This is a genomic window from Moorena sp. SIO3H5 (assembly GCF_010692395.1).
GTDB lineage: Bacteria > Cyanobacteriota > Cyanobacteriia > Cyanobacteriales > Coleofasciculaceae > Moorena.
In genome coordinates, this window is record NZ_JAAHHS010000131.1 from 1 (window position 1) to 17,952 (window position 17,952).

Genomic DNA, 17,952 nt, shown 5'->3' on the forward strand with positions numbered 1-17,952 from the left:
CAAGCCTTACCTGAAGTCCTAAATCACAATACAGAAACAGTACCCAACCCGCACTGTTTGCTTTAGAATATGCCCTGTATGAGTTATGGCGTTCCTGGGGCATTCAGCCAGATGGTGTTATTGGTCACAGTGTTGGGGAATATGTAGCTGCTTGTGTAGCAGGGGTATATAACCTGGAAGATGGCTTAAAGTTAATTGCTGAGCGTGCCCGACTGATGCAAGCCTTGCCCCCAGGAGGAGAAATGGCTGCAGTGTTAGCACCGGAAGCAGAAGTGAAAGCAGCTATTGCTCCCTACGCTGACCAAGTTGCGATCGCATCCATTAACGGGCCTGAAAACATAGTCATCTCAGGGGTAGCATCAGGGGTACAAGCCGTGGTGACTGAACTACAAACCAAGGGTGTTGACGTCCGACCCTTGAAGGTTTCCCATGCTTTCCATTCTCCCTTAGTAGAGCCCATGCTGGATGCCTTTGAGCAACACGCAGCTCAGATTAACACCTCCGAGCCCCAAATTGAAATGATTTCCAGTGTGACTGGTAAACGAGTAGAAGCAGGTGAGGTGACTAGCCCTGGTTATTGGCGTCGTCAGGTGCGGCAGTCAGTTAAATTTGCCGTTGCGATGGAAACCTTACAAGCACAGGGCTACGAGGTGTTTGTAGAAATTGGACCTCATCCAGTAATGCTGGGTATGGGACGACAGTGCTTGCCACCAGAAACTGGAGTTTGGTTACCTTCCCTACGTCGAGGACAGTCCGATTGGCAACAGTTGCTCCAGAGTTTGGCTTCCTTGTCCGTGCAAGGGGTTAAAGTAGATTGGTCTGGCTTTGACCAAGACTATCAACGCCACATCGTACCTCTGCCTACCTATCCCTTCCAGCGCACTCGCTATTGGATTGAGACAGTGGCACCAAAATCGAAGGATATTATACCACAAATATCACAAAATGGTGCAAATCCCCCTGTCCACACCCCACAGACTACCCCGTTGGATTGGTTAGAGGCACTAAGTGCAGAGCAAGCCAAATCAATGGTCGAGAGTCAGGATGTAGCTAATATTTCCCAACGTCTTGTTAATCTTTCCACCGAGAAACATCAGCTACTGAAACTGTTGCTAGAGCAATACCAACAGCAGGTTAATTCAGAGTACCTGAGGGATGCCCTGTACGAGGTTAAGTGGCAAACTCAAGAGCGTACCCAGGAAGCAGAAACTAAAGCAACTGAGCCTGGTCAATGGCTGATCTTTGCAGATTACGGTGGCGTAGGACAGGCATTAGCAGAAAATTTGCGATCGCATGGTCACAGTTGTTGCCTGATTTATCCAGGTGAAGCTTACCAAAGCCTACCAGGAGGAATTGGCACCATCAACCCCGCTGATCCCAATCATTTCCAGCGGTTGTTCCAGGAAACTCTTGGAAATAATCCATTGCCCTGTCATGGAGTAATTCATCTGTGGAGTCTAGAGGCTGAACAGTCTGAAGCACTCACACCATCATCTCTCGAAGCGTCTCACGTTTTGGGTTGTGGCAGCGTACTGCACCTAGTTCAGTCACTAGTTCAGACACTGGTCAATACTGGCAGTGCAACCTTACCGAAATTGTGGTTAGTAACCTCTGGCACCCAAGCAGTGGAAACCAACCCTGCTCCAGTAGCACTGGCTCAAGCCTCTTTGTGGGGCATGGGACGAGTGATTGCCCTGGAACACTCTGAAATTTGGGGAGGACTACTAGATTTAGACCCATCTAGATCTGGTAATTCTGGTGATAAGGGTGCTACCCAACAGGCCATGGCTCTGTTCCCAGAAATTTGGCAGCCAGACGGGGAAGACCATGTAGCCTTCCGCAACGGACAACGCTATGTTGCTCGCTTGGTATCTAGCAAACCCACTCAAACCGAATCCTTACCTGTGGAGGCTGATGGTATCTACCTGATTACTGGTGGCTTGGGCAGTTTGGGACTCCGGGTTGCCCAGTGGATGGCTGAACAAGGGGCAAAAACCCTTGTGCTATTAGGACGCCGAGGACTTCCGCCATCAGAGCAGTGGGCAAGCTTACCCGAAGACAGTGAGTCTTGGAAACGGATCAAGGCTGTTAAAGCTATCAAAGCCATGGGAGCCAAGGTGATTGTGGCTCAAGCTGATGTCAGTGATCAGGGTCAGATGTCTGAGGTATTTGAACACTTGCGTAACACTCAGATTCCCCTCAAAGGTGTTATCCATGCCGCCGGGATTGAAAATTATCACGAAATGCAAGGGATGGAGTTGAATGTACTTCAGGCTACCCTGAAACCTAAAGTCATGGGGGCATGGCTACTGCATCAACTTACCCAAGAGATCAACCTAGACTTTTTCGTCTGCTTCTCCTCGATTGCCTCTGTGTGGGGCTCCAAGGGACAAGCCGATTACGCCGCTGCTAATGCTTTCCTGGATGCGATCGCACATCACCGTCAAGCCCTAGGATTACCCGCTTTGAGCATCAATTGGGGACCGTGGGCTGAAGGTGGCATGGCATCTGAAGAGGTCAAGACCTTATTGAAGCGTATAGGAGTAGACCCATGGCAACCAGAAGAAGCCATATCCATTTTGCCATCCCTGATCGGGTCAAACAGCCCTCAAGTAATCGGTGCTAAGGTCAACTGGGATGTCTTCAAACCACTTTATGAGGTCAAAGGACAACGATCGCTGATGGCAAACATGGGAGTAAACTCACAGATCCAAGACTCACAGATAGATCACAAAGAGTCAACTCCAGCACAGCGTCCTGATTTTCTAAAGCAATTAGCAAATGCCCCTGGTCAGAAACGTCAAGACCTGTTAGTAGCTTATCTTCAAAAAGAAGTTACCCAGGTGTTACGTTTGGATCAATCCCATCCCATCAAAGGTCAACAGGGATTTGCCGAATTAGGCATGGACTCTTTGATGGCTGTGGAGCTGAAGAGCCGCTTAGAAGGTAGCTTGGGACAAACCTTGAGTTCAACATTGGCATTTAACTATCCGAATATCAACGCTCTTGCTAATTATCTGGCTCAGGATGTTCTATGCTTAGACCGAGCAGATGACTCTCTTGGCTTAAGTCACAGTGATCATGACCAATCGTCTGCAGCTACAGAAGAGCTAGAAGAATTATCTGAAGAGGATTTGGCTTCATTACTAGATGAAGAATTAGTAACTCTAGTCTTCAATTAGTAAGTGATAGCAATTGCTATCAGCTATCAGCTATCAGCTAAAGGCCTTTGGCCACGCTACGCGAACAGCTTAAGCTGTTACGCAAACAGCTAAAGGCTGACTGCTGAATGTTTAGCAGCAATCAACTTTCAGCGATAAACTTTCAGACCATTTGCTGAAAGTTTATCGCTATACTATGTATTATTCAAGAATAATTGCTAAAACCTTGTCTTTAGCAAAGTTGCTAATTGGAAACCACACCAGTTGCTAATCTGACTCCCCATCTCCCCATCTCCCCACATCTCCCCATCTCCCTACATCTCCCCATCTCCCCATCTCCCCATCTCCCCAATCTCCCCATCTCCCCACATCTCCCTCTGTTTTCCGATTCCCGATTCCCGATTCCCGATTCCCGATTCCCAGCGGTATAGATCAATTTCAATAATTTTGCGTAAATTCCAAAGGCAAGCCTGACAAGTAATCAAAGACCTAAATAGAATTTTTGACAAATTTTGGGGAAAGCAATCTAATTGCTGTGCAGTTTAAATTCCCTTGCCCCAATTATGAATACCACTGGGAAATTGTTGCAATGAATAAAACTTCAGAACCCATAGACCATAGCTCTCGCTTGAAAAATGCACTGCTAGCCGTTAGGAAAATGCGCTCCAAGCTTGAAGCGATCGAGCGTTCTAAGACAGAACCACTTGCCATCATTGGTATGGGTTGTCGATTTCCCGGTGGTGCTGACAATCCTGATAAATACTGGTCTTTGCTCCATGATGGAGTCGATGCCATCACTGAGGTGCCTAAAGATAGATGGGACATCGAGCAATACTACGACCCGGACCCTGATGCCCCTGGTAAAATGTATGTCCGCAATGCTGGCTTTATCGATCAGGTAGACCAATTTGATGCCAAGTTCTTTGGTATTACACCCCGAGAAGCCATAAGCATGGATCCTCAACATCGGCTGCTTTTAGAAGTAAGTTGGGCAGCAATCGAACAAGCTTGTCAGTCACCAGAGCAACTGCGGAATAGCCAAACTGGTGTCTTTGTCGGCATTACTACCAATGATTATTTGCAACTCCAGACCCGGTTAGGGGATCAAACTATTATCGATGCCTACACTGCCACAGGTAATTGTCTTAACGCTGTAGCTGGACGCTTGTCCTATACTTTAGGGTTACAAGGACCCAGTATGGCAGTAGATACAGCCTGTTCTTCCTCCTTAGTCACCGTCCATCTAGCCTGCCAAAGTCTACGCAACCGAGACTGTGATCTTGCCCTTGCTGGTGGGGTGAATCTAATCCTGTCCCCAGATGGTACGATTGCCACCTCTAGAGCCAGAATGCTAGCCCGGGATGGTCGTTGCAAAACCTTTGATGCAGCGGCAGATGGTTTTGCCAGAGGAGAGGGGTGCGGGATGGTGGTACTCAAGCGCCTCAGTGATGCGATCGCTGACAGGGATAATATTTTAGCCCTAATTCGGGGTACAGCAGTTAACCAAGATGGACCGAGTAGTGGTCTGACAGTTCCTAATGGTCCCGCCCAGCAAGCAGTGATTCGCAAAGCGTTGGCTAATGGTGGAGTTAAGCCAGAGCAAGTTAGCTATGTAGAAGCCCACGGTACCGGTACATCGTTAGGAGACCCAATCGAGGTTGAATCCCTAGCAGCAGTATTATGCCAAGAGCGTACTAAAGACCAACCTTTAATCATTGGTTCAGCTAAGACTAATCTTGGTCACTTGGAGTCAGCTGCTGGTGTAGCAGGACTAATTAAATTAGTATTGGCGCTACAACATCAACAAATACCACCCCATCTGCATCTGAAAAACCCCAATCCTCATATACCTTGGGACAAACTTCCGATTCAGGTTCCTACTGAACTCACTCCTTGGCACTCAACCCTAAATGAATCACGTATCGCTGGATTGAGTGGGTTTGGTGTCAGTGGAACTAATGCTCATATCGTGGTGGAAGAAGCAACAATTCCTGAGCCAGTGCAGGTGGATGTAGAACGATCACAGCACCTCCTTAACCTCTCCGCCAAAACTGAACAAGCATTGCAACAGTTGGCTAATCGCTTTGAGACGTACCTAGCTACTAATCCTGAAGTACCTTTAACAGATGTTTGCTTCACGGCCAACACTACCAGAGCCGGTTTTGACCATCGTCTAGCTGTAGTAGCTAACTCCAAAGACCAACTTTGCCAACACTTAGCAGCTTTCCAGGCGGGTATTACCTCACCAGGAGTATTCACGGCTAAGGTTAAAAACAGCCAACCCAAAATAGCCTTCTTGTTCACTGGTCAAGGCTCTGAGTATGTGGGTATGGCACATCAACTCTACCAACAAGCCCCCACTTTCCGCCAAGCCCTAGACCGCTGTGCCGAAATCCTACAACCTTATTTAGAAAAACCCCTGGTGGACATCCTTTATCCCCAAGGAACAGGAACCACTAACCACAGCAGCCTCGTAGATCAAAGCCCCTACACTCAAGCAGCCCTGTTTGCTATAGAGTATGCCCTCTGTGAATTATGGCGCTCTTGGGGAATTGAGCCAGATGTGGTTCTAGGCCAAGGTGTTGGAGAATACGTAGCAGCTTGTATAAAAGGGGCTTATACCCTAGAAGATGGTCTGAAATTAAGTGTAACTGGCTCCCTGGTAGGGCAAACTGACATGACTAGCCCTACCGATGGGTCTGGTCAGGAGCAGCAGTCAGTAACATTTGAGAGTGCAATGGAAACATTGCAAGCACAGGGTTATGAGTTATTTGTAGAAATTGGTCCGGATTTAGCACTCCTAGAGATTGCACAACAATGTTTGCCAGTGGGAGTTGGAGTTTGGCTGCCTTCCCTACGTCGAGGACAGTCGGATTGGCAACAGTTACTAGAGAGTCTGGCTCAGTTATCAGTGCAAGGAGTAGCAGTAGATTGGTCTGGCTTTGAGCGAGACTATCAACGCCGCCTGGTGCCTCTACCTACCTATCCCTTCCAGCGGGAACGCTTCTGGTTTGAAACTCAAACCCTAGAACCAGGGGACTACCACCAGCCACGTCCAATCCCTCAAAGCCATACCCCAGAATTTCCCCACTCAGGACGAAGCACTCAGAACGAAGCACTATCTGTGGCTGAGCTCACTCTAGAACAGCGGATCCTAGGGCTAGTGGCTAAGACAACTGGCATTGCTCAAAACCAGTTAGGTCTGGATATGTCCTTAGAGGGTGAGTTGGGCTTAGATTCGATCATGATTACCCAACTGATGAATGGCTTGGTAAAACTGATTCCACAAGAGCAAAAAGCAGCATTTAGTAGCGAGTTTTCCTTGCGGGATTTAATGCAGTTGCAAACCCTCAGAGAGATTATTCAGGTATTAGAACAATGGCAAGTTTCTGTTACCGTAACAGCGTCTAACTCTGATCAGGAAAACACCCTTGGGGAAGACACTTTAGCCAGTGGGGAAAGCAAAGAAAACTATCAGGAAAACTATCATAAAAACTATCATAAAAACTATCAGGAAAACGCTACGGTTACTGAACCAGAGATGGCTTTGACGCCAGCAGAAAACCTAGAACAAAATAGTGACAGTAGTGACAGTAGTGACAGTAGTGACAGTAGTGACAGTATCGAATTACTCCATGGTCAATACTTTCACCTGCTAGGTTACTGGGTTGTTAATTCCAACAGCCTCTTCTCCAGCTTACGATTAGAGGGAGATTTTGACCTAGACATTGCCTGGGCTAGCTGGAAAGACCTATTGGCAAGGCATCCGATGTTGCGATCGCATTTCCATGTCCCTTCTGGTGCCACTAGCTTCAAAGACTACCAGCTAGAAATTATTGACAATCCCACTCCCCCAGAAATCCTGTTTATCGACATCCGGCATTTAGACAATGAAGCCAAAGAAGAAGCAGTAGCAGAAGAAGTAGATGATTGGCTAAATTACGAATGGTCTTTGACTCAATGGCCACTCCATCAATTTTCTGTCATACGTCTTGAAGACTCTGTTTATCAGCTCTTTTTAGGCATCGAACACGTGATCTCGGATGGTCTGAGTAATCATGTCATTCTACGGGAATTTATGGAAATTTATCGCGCCCGTAGTTGTGGTGAAGAGCCCATACTCCCACCAGCCACCACCCTCAAGGATTACGCTGAAGTGGTAGCAGCCATGAATGCTTGGCAGGATCCAGAGGAAGACCAAGCACTTGCTGAGTATACTGCTAGCCAAGGTAAAGAGTCGTATATTTGGAATCCTAAAGGTAAACCTGTTGACTACCAGAATTCCCAATTCTACAGCCACAAATATTGCCTGACCCAGGAGACCACAGATAAACTAATTGCCAAAACTGCTGAATGGCGATTGCCCGTGAATTCCTTACTACTAGGAGCATTTCTGCGAGCAGTTGTTAAGCTAGACTCCCATGACCTTAGGGTCACAACCACAAATAACAGCACAAATAACAATTTTGACGCTACCAAATCCCCGATTATTCAAATTCCCACCAGTGGCAGAGTCTATCCTGAGGTAGATGCATCTAATGTCGTCAGCAGCTTTGCCCAGAATTTAGCCCTTAGCTTTGCTCCGCCTCAGCCCGATGAAGACTGGCAAGCTCTATTAAACCGGATTCATCAAGTCATCCAAAATGGCATAGCCAGTGGTATTGACCGCGCCCAGACTCGCCAGATGGGCATGATCTTCAAAGAAAATATTGCTCTGGAAAACGGCGAAATTCCTGAACATACTTTACCTATGTTTCGGAGTGCGTTGAAATCCAATCTCTATTTCCCCTACACAGGACACACCCATATTAAAACTCAGTACGGTTCTGTTAATGTAACAGATTATCAAGCGGGTGGCATAAATGCTCCTGGAACTGTGGATATCTTACAAGAGGTATTCGATGGCCGTCTGCATATGTTTGCTAGTTACGACTACAACTTTTTTGAACTGTCCGAGATTGATAACTTAATGACGGAATACATTGCTCAGATAGAGGAATTAGTCTCACTGACAATTCAACCTGAGCAGCCATCCAAATCTCAGCAGCCATTACCAACAAATACCGCTATCGAGTCAACCCTGCGACAAGTAACAGAAGAAATCTGTCACTATCCCATCTCCGCTGATGAGATGGATCTAGACCTAGAAGCTGACTTAGGAGTAGATTCCCTAGAACGAATTCGGATTGTTACCCACCTAGAAAAGCTCTACGGTAAAGTCGATCGTCAAGGCTTACTCAGCTGTCGGAGTGTGCAAGAAATGGCATCCACCCTGAGCCAATCTTTTAAAGGTTAAAGGTTAAAGGTTAAAGGTTACAGGTTTAAGGTTTAAGGTTTAGAGTTTAAGGTTTAGAGTTTAAGGTTTATTTTTCACTGTTCACTGTTCACTATTCACTAGAAATTGGAGGAGTTATGGAGAGGTTAGCAATTATCGGTTCGGGAATTTCTGGTACACCAGCCGCTTATTATCTTCAAGATGACTACGAGGTTGATGTTTATGAAAAAAGTCATCGAGTTGGAGGTCATGCTAATACCATTGACCTGGGAGAGGGAGATAGATCAATCTCGATTGATACCGCATTTGTTGTCTTTAATAAGCCCAATTATCCCGGCTTAACAAAATTCTTTGAAGACTTGGGTGTTAAAACTCAAAAGCATGTGGGAGGATTTAATTTCTATAATCTCGACTCGGACTTACAATTTAATTCTAATGACCTCGAACTCAGTCAAGCAGACTTTGAAAAAAAGTTTTCTACTAATTTGGTAGAAATTCATCAGGAAGCCAAGCGATTTTTCAAGCAATGTCGGTCCGACTTTTGGGAGGGCAAAACTCGTGTCTCGATGAAGGAGTATCTAGAAAAGAATAATTACAGCCAAGAGTTTCAAGACAACTTTGTGATGTTGATGGGGTCAGCTGTATGGTCAATTCCTACCGAGTCATTGATGGAGTTTCCCGCTTCTACCTTTATTAGTTTTTTCATGACTCATGACCAAGGGGGCTTGGGTGGTCAATCGGTAGAATGGGAAACCGTTACCGGAGGGAGTACACGATATGTTGAAAAAGTAGCTTCTTCTCTGAAACGACCGATTCGCACAGAACAAAAAGTTATTTCTGTTAAACGGGATCAAAACAAAGCCATTGTTAAGACAGCAGAGGGAGAAGAGGTATTTGACAAAGTTATTATCGCTACTCATGCTGACCAAGCACTAAGGCTGTTGGAAAGCCCAACAGAATTGGAACAAAAATTACTCGGGTGCTTTAAATACCATGAAACCGACGTAACCTTGCATACTGATCCAGTAATTATGCACCCAGATAAAGGCACATGGCAATCATGGAACTATGGGCAAGTTACGAAAGACAGTAAACTTCATACCTTTGTCACATACTACTCTAATATGGTGCATAATTTTATTGCCGAAAAGGATTACTTTGTCTCCCTGGATACTCCTCCAATAGCACTAGACGAAAGCAAAATTATCAAGATTATCAAATACAGGCATCCTGAATATGACATGAATACCCTGGAAGCTCAAAAGCAAATCTACAAACTGAATGAAACAGGACCTGTTTATTTCTCAGGGACTTATTTTCATATCAAAAAACGAGGCATTGATTCTTATGGATTTCATGAAAGTGGAATTTCTTCAGCTTTAGAACTCGTCAAGCAACTGAAAAAGTAAAAAAAATAAGTTAAATCAACAATCAACAGTTAAATATTATGGGTTAATTGTTGATTGTTAGCTTAGGCGTTAATTTAGGGTAATTTAAAGGTTTAAAGCGCACGCGTTACAGAGGTTATAAAAAAGCCCAAAAAATATATTAATTAATAAATATCTATATAAATGGGCGTAATTGTGTTTTTAAATTAAAGGTTTATTTTAAAAGCTATACATCGCGGTATTAGAAGGGAAAATCCATGAGCAACTGCATCAATACAGCTTTTTAATTCCCTGTTCCTTATTCCCTATTCCCTATTCAATTCTCCCAGCGGTATAACAGTTAAATTATTTTAAACTCTGGGTTTCAAATAAAAAAAACAAAAATTTACCAGGAAATACAATGAATAAAATCACCGAAATTCCCTACCTTAAAATTCTAGAACAAACCCAACAAACCCCCGATGCAATCGCTGTTCTGCACAAAGAAACTAAACTAACTTACGCACAATTACATCATCTTTCCAATCAAGTTGCTAATTACTTACGGTCTCAAGGAGTAAACCGCAATACATTAGTGGGCATCATGACCGAGCGTGGTCCTATGATGCTAATCGGAATTTTAGGTATCGTCAAAGCTGGGGGAGCTTATGTTCCCTTAGACCCCTCTTATCCAGCAGAACGGATTCGCTACATTCTTGACCATGCAGAAATTAGCACCTTGGTCACTGAACATCAGGTCACTGAGAAAATCCTAGAATCCCTAGATCAAACCTTACCCTTGCAAACTTTGATGTTCTTAGACGAAGGGGAACCTCTGAGTGAAGTCAACCACTTAACCCAAGTCAATCGAAACACTTGGTCTAGATGCTCTGATCAGGATCTTTCCAGCATCAATGACCCCGATGACTTGATGACGGTTCTATATACATCTGGTTCTACCGGTCGTCCCAAAGGAGTAATGCTGAACCATCGGGGTTATATGAACCGCCTAGAGTGGATGCAAAAGGCGTTCCAGCTAACACCTGGAGACCGAGTAGCCCAGAAAACCTCGTTCTGTTTCGATATATCAGTCTGGGAACTGTTCTGGACATTAATGGAAGGAGCGACGATTTGTCCTGTAGAACGGGAAATCGTCCTCAATCCCTGGGAATTCGCCCAGTGGATGAAGGACATTGGCATTACTATCATGCACTTCGTCCCTTCCTTGTTTGGGGAGTTTACCAGTGCCTTGGAAAAAGAATCCTGGACATTTCCTGACCTGCGCTGGTTAATCTTTAGTGGTGAAGCCTTACCTTTATCCTTCATCCAAAATTGGATTGATAAGTACGGTATGGATACTGGACTGGCTAATCTGTACGGTCCAACAGAAGCATCCATTGATGTCACCGCCCATATCATTACTGAGCGTCCTAAAGAAACTATTCCGATTGGGAAAGCTATCGATAATGTTTACCTGAGAATCCTCGATGACCAAATGCAGCCTGTGGCTCCTGGTGAGCTAGGGGCATTGTGGATTGGTGGAGTACAACTGGCTAAAGGTTACCTAAAAGATAGCGATCGCACGGCCAAAGCCTTCCGCCCCAATCCCTTCCCTGAAATTCCAGGAGAGACTCTCTATCTGACCGGTGATCTGGCCAAGGAATTGCCAAACGGTACTATTGAATACCATGGACGGATGGACAACCAAGTTAAGATTCGCGGTTTTCGGGTAGAACTTGGAGAAATCGAGAGTGTACTAAATACTCATCCAGAGGTGCGTGAAGCTGCTGTTTTGGCAATTGATTTTGGAGCTGGACGGAAACGGCTAGTCGCTTGGTTGTCTGGAAACAAAGTAGATAATCCTCAAATTAAGCAACATCTTTCCCAAAAATTGCCCCATTATATGATTCCTCAACGGATTCAATGGCTACCTAGCTTGCCCAAGAATCATAATGGTAAGTTGGATCGCAAAGCGTTACAGGCTTTGATCAAAGGTAATCGTCCACAAGCACAAGTGCGATCGCAACCGCAACCACAAGTGCGATCGCAACCGCAACCACAACCACAAGTGCGATCGCAACCGCAACCACAAGTGCGATCACAACCACAACCACAAGTGCGATCGCAACCACAACCACAACTGCAACAGACCAATAAGACCAATAAGACTGATAATACTGATAGAACCGATAAGACCGATAAGACCGAGAACTTTAATCAATACTTACCCCTCGGACCGGCTCAGAATTGGTTGGTAACATACTTTGAGCCTCCTTACCAGTGGACAGGATACACCCGTTTTCGATATCACCAACCCTTGAATCTGGATATTTTCAACGAAGCCTTCAAGGTAATGGTGACACGTCATCCTGGTCTGGCTACTGTGTTTGTCCAAAACCATGGACAATGGCAACAGCAAGTAATGAATCCGCCACAGCCACCGACGTTAGTGTTCTATGATGGCAGTCAGCTCACAGAAGCACAGCGCGAGCACTATATCAGGAGTAAGATCAAGCAAATCAGTCAAACCTTGCAGATCGATGAGTTTCCCCTATTGGCAAACATAGTGGTCAAGGTTAATGAATCCTGCTACGACATCACCACCATTATTCACCATATGATCGCAGATATGTTCAGTGGTCCTGTGCTATTCAAAGAATTCTGGTCTGTCTATAACCAGATGTTGGCAGGTGGTAACGTCAGCTTTGAGAACCCTTCCCCGCGTTCTTATACAGATTACATCGATTTGCTGTTAGCGGAAGACAAACGGGGAGCTAAGCCGAGGCATGTTGAGTATTGGAAATCTCAGTTTCCCTCAGAAGACTATACCTTCGGGATTCCCTTGGACTATGGTCTCGGACTGAATCTGGAAGACTCTGCCAAGAGTGAACACTTTACCCTAACCACAAGCCAGACTCAGACACTGTTACGGGAAGCCAAACAGCATTACGGGTGCAATGTCTATACCCTATTACTCGCTCCGTTGTATCAACTAATGGCTCGTTGGTCTCACAAATCTTGGGTGGTAGTCAGTCATCGTAGCCACGGCAGGGATTTGGGTAATAACCAAATGTTTTGGGAAAGTATCGGTAACTTCGCGGTGAATTTCCCACTGGGAATTGAGGTGGAGCAAAACCAGCCATGGCAGCAAACCATCAAGCACATCAAAGACCAATTTAATGGATTGCCCATGAATGGTGTCACGTTTGATTGGGTATCTGACCAATTACCGAGTTACATGTATCCTGATGCTAATTTGACTCCAGTACGCGCAAATTATCTAGGAAATCGATCGGTTCCCGCTTTCGAGGGGTTTGAGTTCATTCAGGAAGAACGCGATCGCCGTTTATCCCCTCCAGGACAGAAACGAACTACGTTGCTAGAGTTTTTCTTCTCTATCGTTGATGGCACTGTCCACGTAGGCATCGAATATTCTCGCAATTTCCATAATGCCGGAACTATCCGCCAATTGGGTCAGGGATACTTAGGGCTGATCAATGACATGATTGCTCGAATCAACACCGAAGCATTGAATCTCGATGCCACCAGGGTATGATATCAAGTCCGGTTGAATACCCATAATAAACAATATTTATGGTGCCCGGGCTCTGCGCCTGGGCACCCAGCGTTATACCTTTTCCCCACGTATAGCACTACGCATTAAAGTTAGGACATTGATAGAAGCAGCAAAAGCTAATGGACATGAACTTTTGCCTCTTGCCTTTTGCCTCTTGCCTTTTGCCTTGCGCTATACCAGCGAGATTAATCAAAGGGTTTTCCCAATGGTATGGATTGTTTGTAAAGGATTGTTACAAAAACCGACACTAGGCGTAAAGGAAAGACTTAACCCAGACAAGTAAATATACTGCACAGGCTGATCACCTCAGCTAATTGAAGATCCCCCCCAGCCCCCCTTAACAAGGGGGGAGATGGCAGATCCCCCCCAGCCCCCCAAAACAGCGGTGCGTTAATAACACACCCTACAGGTAGAGTTACTGCCTAAGTCCTGGGGAGAAGAAATCGAAAGTACTGTTTATGCCTGTGCAACCTATTACTACTTATAGCAGTCGCCAGGGCAGTTAGGAGCGGTGCGACCCCGGTCGGGTTTCCCGACAAGCGTGAATGCGCACCAAGAGACATGACAAAAGTCTCAAACCTAAGTAAGCGCAAGAGTTTAACTTCTGACTTCTGACTTCTGACTTCTGACTTCTGACTTCTGACTTCTGCGTGTGCAAGCCAACATAGTACACCTTGACAGAAATCATTGAATAATCCATAGCTTGACAAAGACAATGCAGAGATTTCCTTCAACCACATCCAACTCTCCCTTTGCGACGGGATTACCAGCTTTGTATGCTGTCGCTTTCTTATCTGGGCTTTCCCTAGGGCTGTTTAATCCTTTTGTTTCAACCCTGATGGCTCAACATGGCATTGATGATGTTTGGATCGGGGCGAATTCCACAGTCTATTTTCTGGTCATCGCCTTAGGAACGCCAATCGTCGCCAAAATGTTGCGCCGAATAGGACTTCGCGGTACGATGATACTTGGCTTTGCCCTGATGGGGTTAGCCGCTCCCCTGTTTCCCTTGACAACAAACCTATCGTTGTGGTTCATTATCCGTACTGTCATGGGGTTTGCTGTGTGCTTGTACTTAGTCTCCGGACAAACCGCATTAAATTACTTTTGTAATGACAGTAATCGGTCAATTGTAAATGGTTTAGAAGCTTTGTGCTTTAGCCTAGGATTCGGTATCGGTCCAGTGATTGGTTCCGCATTTTATGACGTTTCTCCAAGGATTACCTTTTCTTTGGGAAGCATGTTGGTGCTAAGTGGCATAGCAGTAGTCTTAATTGGTTTACCCGAAAAATCCATCTCTTTTAAACAGCCACGTCTAGCAGTTTTCAAAAAGATTAAACTGCCGCTTCAAGGAGCCTTTGCTTACGGGTTTAGTGTCGCTACATTAGTCTCTCTTTATCCAGTATATCTACTGCGCCATGACTATGGTGTAGAGGAAATTGGTTATACATTTAGTGTGTTTATTATTGGAGGTTTGGTTGCTACTGTTCCTGTTACCCATTTAGCCGATAGATTTAGCAAATCAAAGGTTCTTTTAGGTAGCGTATGCATGGTTGTCCTGTCTGTGCTTGGTCTTTCATTACTCGATAACATCATGGCTACCAAAGTGTTTGCCTTTATTGCTGGCGCTAGCATGAGTCCAATTTTTCCCTTATCACGAGCACTGATTGGATCTAAACTTTCCACAGAAAAATTACCCTCTGGAACGGCTCTGTTTACTGCTATATACAGTGCTGGCTGTACAGCAGGTCCGATTCTTTCTGCTTTAGCTATGAAATACTGGGGTGATCGTTTCATCTTTAGCTTGATGCTAGCAATATTTGTAATATTTATGGTGCGCCTAATGAGAACCAAAAAGAAAAGGATGCTTGGGTATAATTAATTACATCAAAGACCTGATGAAGATTTCAAATCAGGTTTTTTTTTATCTCTTGAGTGAAATAATTTAAATTTCCTCTAGCAAGGAAGTATGTAACAAATCAATAAGACAAGATAAGCAACAGGAGTTTCTGAAGTAGAATACCTTCAAGATTAATTATCTGTAGAAGCAACTTTTATTGGAAAAGTCAACTATGCGTAATTATCCTATTTCCCTACTATTGGGTCTAACAGCAACCATTGCCCTATACGCCCCTTTACCTGCTCAAGCTCAACCCATACTCTATGACGAGACTGGTGGTAAGGAGAGCATTACATTAGATCCCGATGGACTCGCTGTTCTAGAGTCAATTGGCTTATCTGTAAATATAGACTCCATAGAGCAGACAGCTGAACCAGCGCCAGGTTTCTCCTTTGCTTTTTCTGTGCTTCCTCGCAGCTCGGATCCTAACGTTCTAGGCAATAGCTTTCAATTTCTCTATGATGAGGAGACAGATTTCTTCCTTCCCTTCAGTGGCTCAACAGAGTTAAGTGGCAGCATCTTTTTTGACGTAGATACCACTAAGATTGACCTTCCTCCGGTATTCGAAATCGGAGACTTATCTGCCCGTTTCGATCCGACTACGTTCGAGTTTTCACTTACAGATACAGCCAATACTGGGTTGGCTATCTTCGATTCCCAACCACCGGGGAATCCGGTTTTTGATCTGCCCAATCAAACCTGGAGTCTCGATCCTTTACTAATCAGCATATCTGAGGATTTTAGCAATTTTCTGATCGATGCTCAGGTTGCTGCTGGGGTCACCGATCCAATTGTCACTGAAGGTGTGCTAATTGCGATCGCTAGAGGAGATCGGACGTTTGTAGAAGCTGGTTCTACTCAGGTGCCTGAACCTGGTAGTGTCTTTGCAGTTATAACCGCTGCTAGTGCAGCCTTAGCCGTTGGTAAGCGACGTCGTTGTGCATGACTGGTTCTTAATAACAAGCGCGAATCGTCAAATTAGAGCACCAATTGTCGTTAACTACCCTACTGTTGTTAATAGGAGTTGACTCAACATGCGTAATTCTTCCCTTTCTCTATTTCTAGGAGTGGCAGCTACTGCCCTAGTCTTGACACCTACAACAGCTGTTGCTCAGACCTTTGACTTTGGCAGAGTTGAAAATCTGCCAGTACTACCGATTGAGTCTGATAGCGTACTCTCCTTTTTTGGTGATATCGCTAATAATGAGGGATATATAGCTTTTCGTAATGCAGATCCTACGGCTCCGGACGCAGGTCATATCGGTTTCCGCCCAGGTACAGATAATGCGAGGTATTATACAGTAGGTCCGGGGCGTAGCCCCGATCCTGCAACGCGCGGTACTCGGTCAGCTACCCTAGAGGGGGTGACTGGCTTGCCTAACTTTTTCAACTACCTAAAAGAAAACGATATTCCCCTCAGTAGTATTGGGTTTGACTTTATTCCAACAAGTGACCGAGATGTGACCCAAACTTGGAACTTGGGCGAAGATAAGCTGGGTCAAGATTGGTTCGGGAGTCCGGATTCACCAATTGAGGAAGTAATTTTTCAAGCTAATCCAGATGATGTGGAGTATTTTATCACTGTTGGCACAACTAAGATAATCAATTTTGGCTATTCACCTTTTTACTTTGTCTCAGCTAACGACAACCCTGGTACCCAGGTTGGAAATTTTAATATCTTTTGGGGTAACCCAACCCCAGCGTTCAAAGCGCCTGGCTTAGATCCTTTAGCCTCGGGATTGGCTGATGCTTTTTTAGAAGATGTAGCTGCTGGGGGTGGATTTATTCAGCTATTTTCTATAGATCAACCTGAACTGTCTGACTTTTCTTTTTCTGTTAGTCAGGGATTTGAAATCGTCACCTTGTCTTACCCAATAGACATAAGAATAGTAGGTAGTACTACCAGTGTACCAGAATCTTCCTCAGTATTAGGATTATTCATGTTGGGAGCTTTAGGTACCGTTGCTCGGATGACATCACAAAAGCTGAAACAGTAATAGCTAAATTAGGGTAGTCAATTATGGGAGTAAATCAGTGTGTTTTATCCATCAAAAACAGGGATCATCGATCCCCCCTAACCCCCCTTATCAAAGGGGGGAATTAGATTCAAAATTCCCCTTAACAAAGGGTGGAATTAGATTCAAAAGTCCCCCTTATCAAGGGGGATAATGGGGGATCTAAATCAGAGATTAACAAAACTGACATGCCCCCCAAAAACATCTCTTTAACCCCCCCTTCTCAAACCATATCCAGGAGTTTTTATAGGAGTTCATTTTGACCTATGCGTAAGTCTCACCTTTCCATATTTCTAGGACTAACTGCCACCGCTGCAGTATGGACCCCGCTACCTGCTCAAGCAGCAACTTTCGACTATAGCAGACTAGAAAATATTGACGCACGACCAATCGACTCTGATCACGTCCTCAATTTTTTTGGAGACCCATCTGAGAACGAAGGATTTACAGCGTTCTTCAATCTTGATTTCACTGCACCAGATGTGGGTCATATAGAAATCAGCAAGAATGCGCCAGGTAACATTGCTCCCTATTACACTACTGGAAGGCAGGCAAGTCCTGAAGAGCCTGACAGTGGTTCTACCCGGTCAGCTAGTTTGAATGATGTCACCGGCTTTTCTAACTTTTTTGGCTACCTATAGAAGAGGAGAAGAGGAG

General features: G+C 45.0%; 10 protein-coding genes and 1 pseudogene. 10 read left to right on the forward strand and 1 reads right to left on the reverse strand.

Annotation, left to right across the window (positions count from 1 at the left end):
• Nucleotides 1–50: 50 nt before the first annotated feature.
• Nucleotides 51–2,483: pseudogene (locus tag F6K52_RS16100) on the forward strand (SDR family NAD(P)-dependent oxidoreductase); the annotation flags it as partial.
• 207 nt (nt 2,484–2,690) lie between these two features.
• The gene (locus tag F6K52_RS16105; protein WP_293079312.1) at nt 2,691–3,182 is read left to right on the forward strand and encodes an acyl carrier protein; all 492 of its coding nucleotides are present in this window, start codon (nt 2,691–2,693) and stop codon (nt 3,180–3,182) included.
• 223 nt (nt 3,183–3,405) lie between these two features.
• On the opposite strand, the gene F6K52_RS16110 is transcribed toward F6K52_RS16105, so the two are convergent.
• Complete coding sequence (locus F6K52_RS16110; RefSeq protein ID WP_293079293.1) at nt 3,406–3,603, reverse strand: hypothetical protein; 198 nt, start codon at nt 3,601–3,603, stop codon at nt 3,406–3,408.
• A gap of 147 nt (nt 3,604–3,750) precedes the next feature.
• Here F6K52_RS16110 and F6K52_RS16115 point away from each other — a divergent pair, with 147 nt between their 5' ends.
• From F6K52_RS16115 to F6K52_RS16150, 8 genes are all read left to right on the forward strand, one after another.
• Nucleotides 3,751–8,457 carry a type I polyketide synthase gene (locus F6K52_RS16115; protein WP_293079295.1) on the forward strand — a complete coding sequence of 1,569 codons (4,707 nt, stop codon included), beginning with the start codon at nt 3,751–3,753 and terminating at the stop codon, nt 8,455–8,457.
• A 116-nt stretch (nt 8,458–8,573) separates the two neighbouring features.
• Complete coding sequence (locus F6K52_RS16120) at nt 8,574–9,845, forward strand: FAD-dependent oxidoreductase (RefSeq protein WP_293079297.1); 1,272 nt, start codon at nt 8,574–8,576, stop codon at nt 9,843–9,845.
• A gap of 379 nt (nt 9,846–10,224) precedes the next feature.
• Nucleotides 10,225–13,359 (forward strand): non-ribosomal peptide synthetase, encoded by a 3,135-nt coding sequence (locus F6K52_RS16125; protein ID WP_293079300.1) that lies wholly within the window; start codon nt 10,225–10,227, stop codon nt 13,357–13,359.
• A gap of 118 nt (nt 13,360–13,477) precedes the next feature.
• The gene (locus F6K52_RS16130; protein WP_293079302.1) at nt 13,478–13,663 is read left to right on the forward strand and encodes a hypothetical protein; all 186 of its coding nucleotides are present in this window, start codon (nt 13,478–13,480) and stop codon (nt 13,661–13,663) included.
• 432 nt (nt 13,664–14,095) lie between these two features.
• Complete coding sequence (locus F6K52_RS16135; protein WP_293079304.1) at nt 14,096–15,262, forward strand: MFS transporter; 1,167 nt, start codon at nt 14,096–14,098, stop codon at nt 15,260–15,262.
• Nucleotides 15,263–15,452: 190 nt separating this feature from the next.
• The gene (locus F6K52_RS16140) at nt 15,453–16,226 is read left to right on the forward strand and encodes a PEP-CTERM sorting domain-containing protein (protein WP_293079306.1); all 774 of its coding nucleotides are present in this window, start codon (nt 15,453–15,455) and stop codon (nt 16,224–16,226) included.
• 88 nt (nt 16,227–16,314) lie between these two features.
• A complete protein-coding gene (locus F6K52_RS16145) occupies nt 16,315–17,277 on the forward strand; it encodes a hypothetical protein (RefSeq protein WP_293079308.1) in 963 nt (320 codons plus the stop codon).
• Nucleotides 17,278–17,561: 284 nt separating this feature from the next.
• Nucleotides 17,562–17,936, forward strand: a complete 375-nt coding sequence (locus tag F6K52_RS16150; RefSeq protein ID WP_293079310.1) for a hypothetical protein — start codon at nt 17,562–17,564, stop codon at nt 17,934–17,936.
• Nucleotides 17,937–17,952 lie beyond the last annotated feature (16 nt).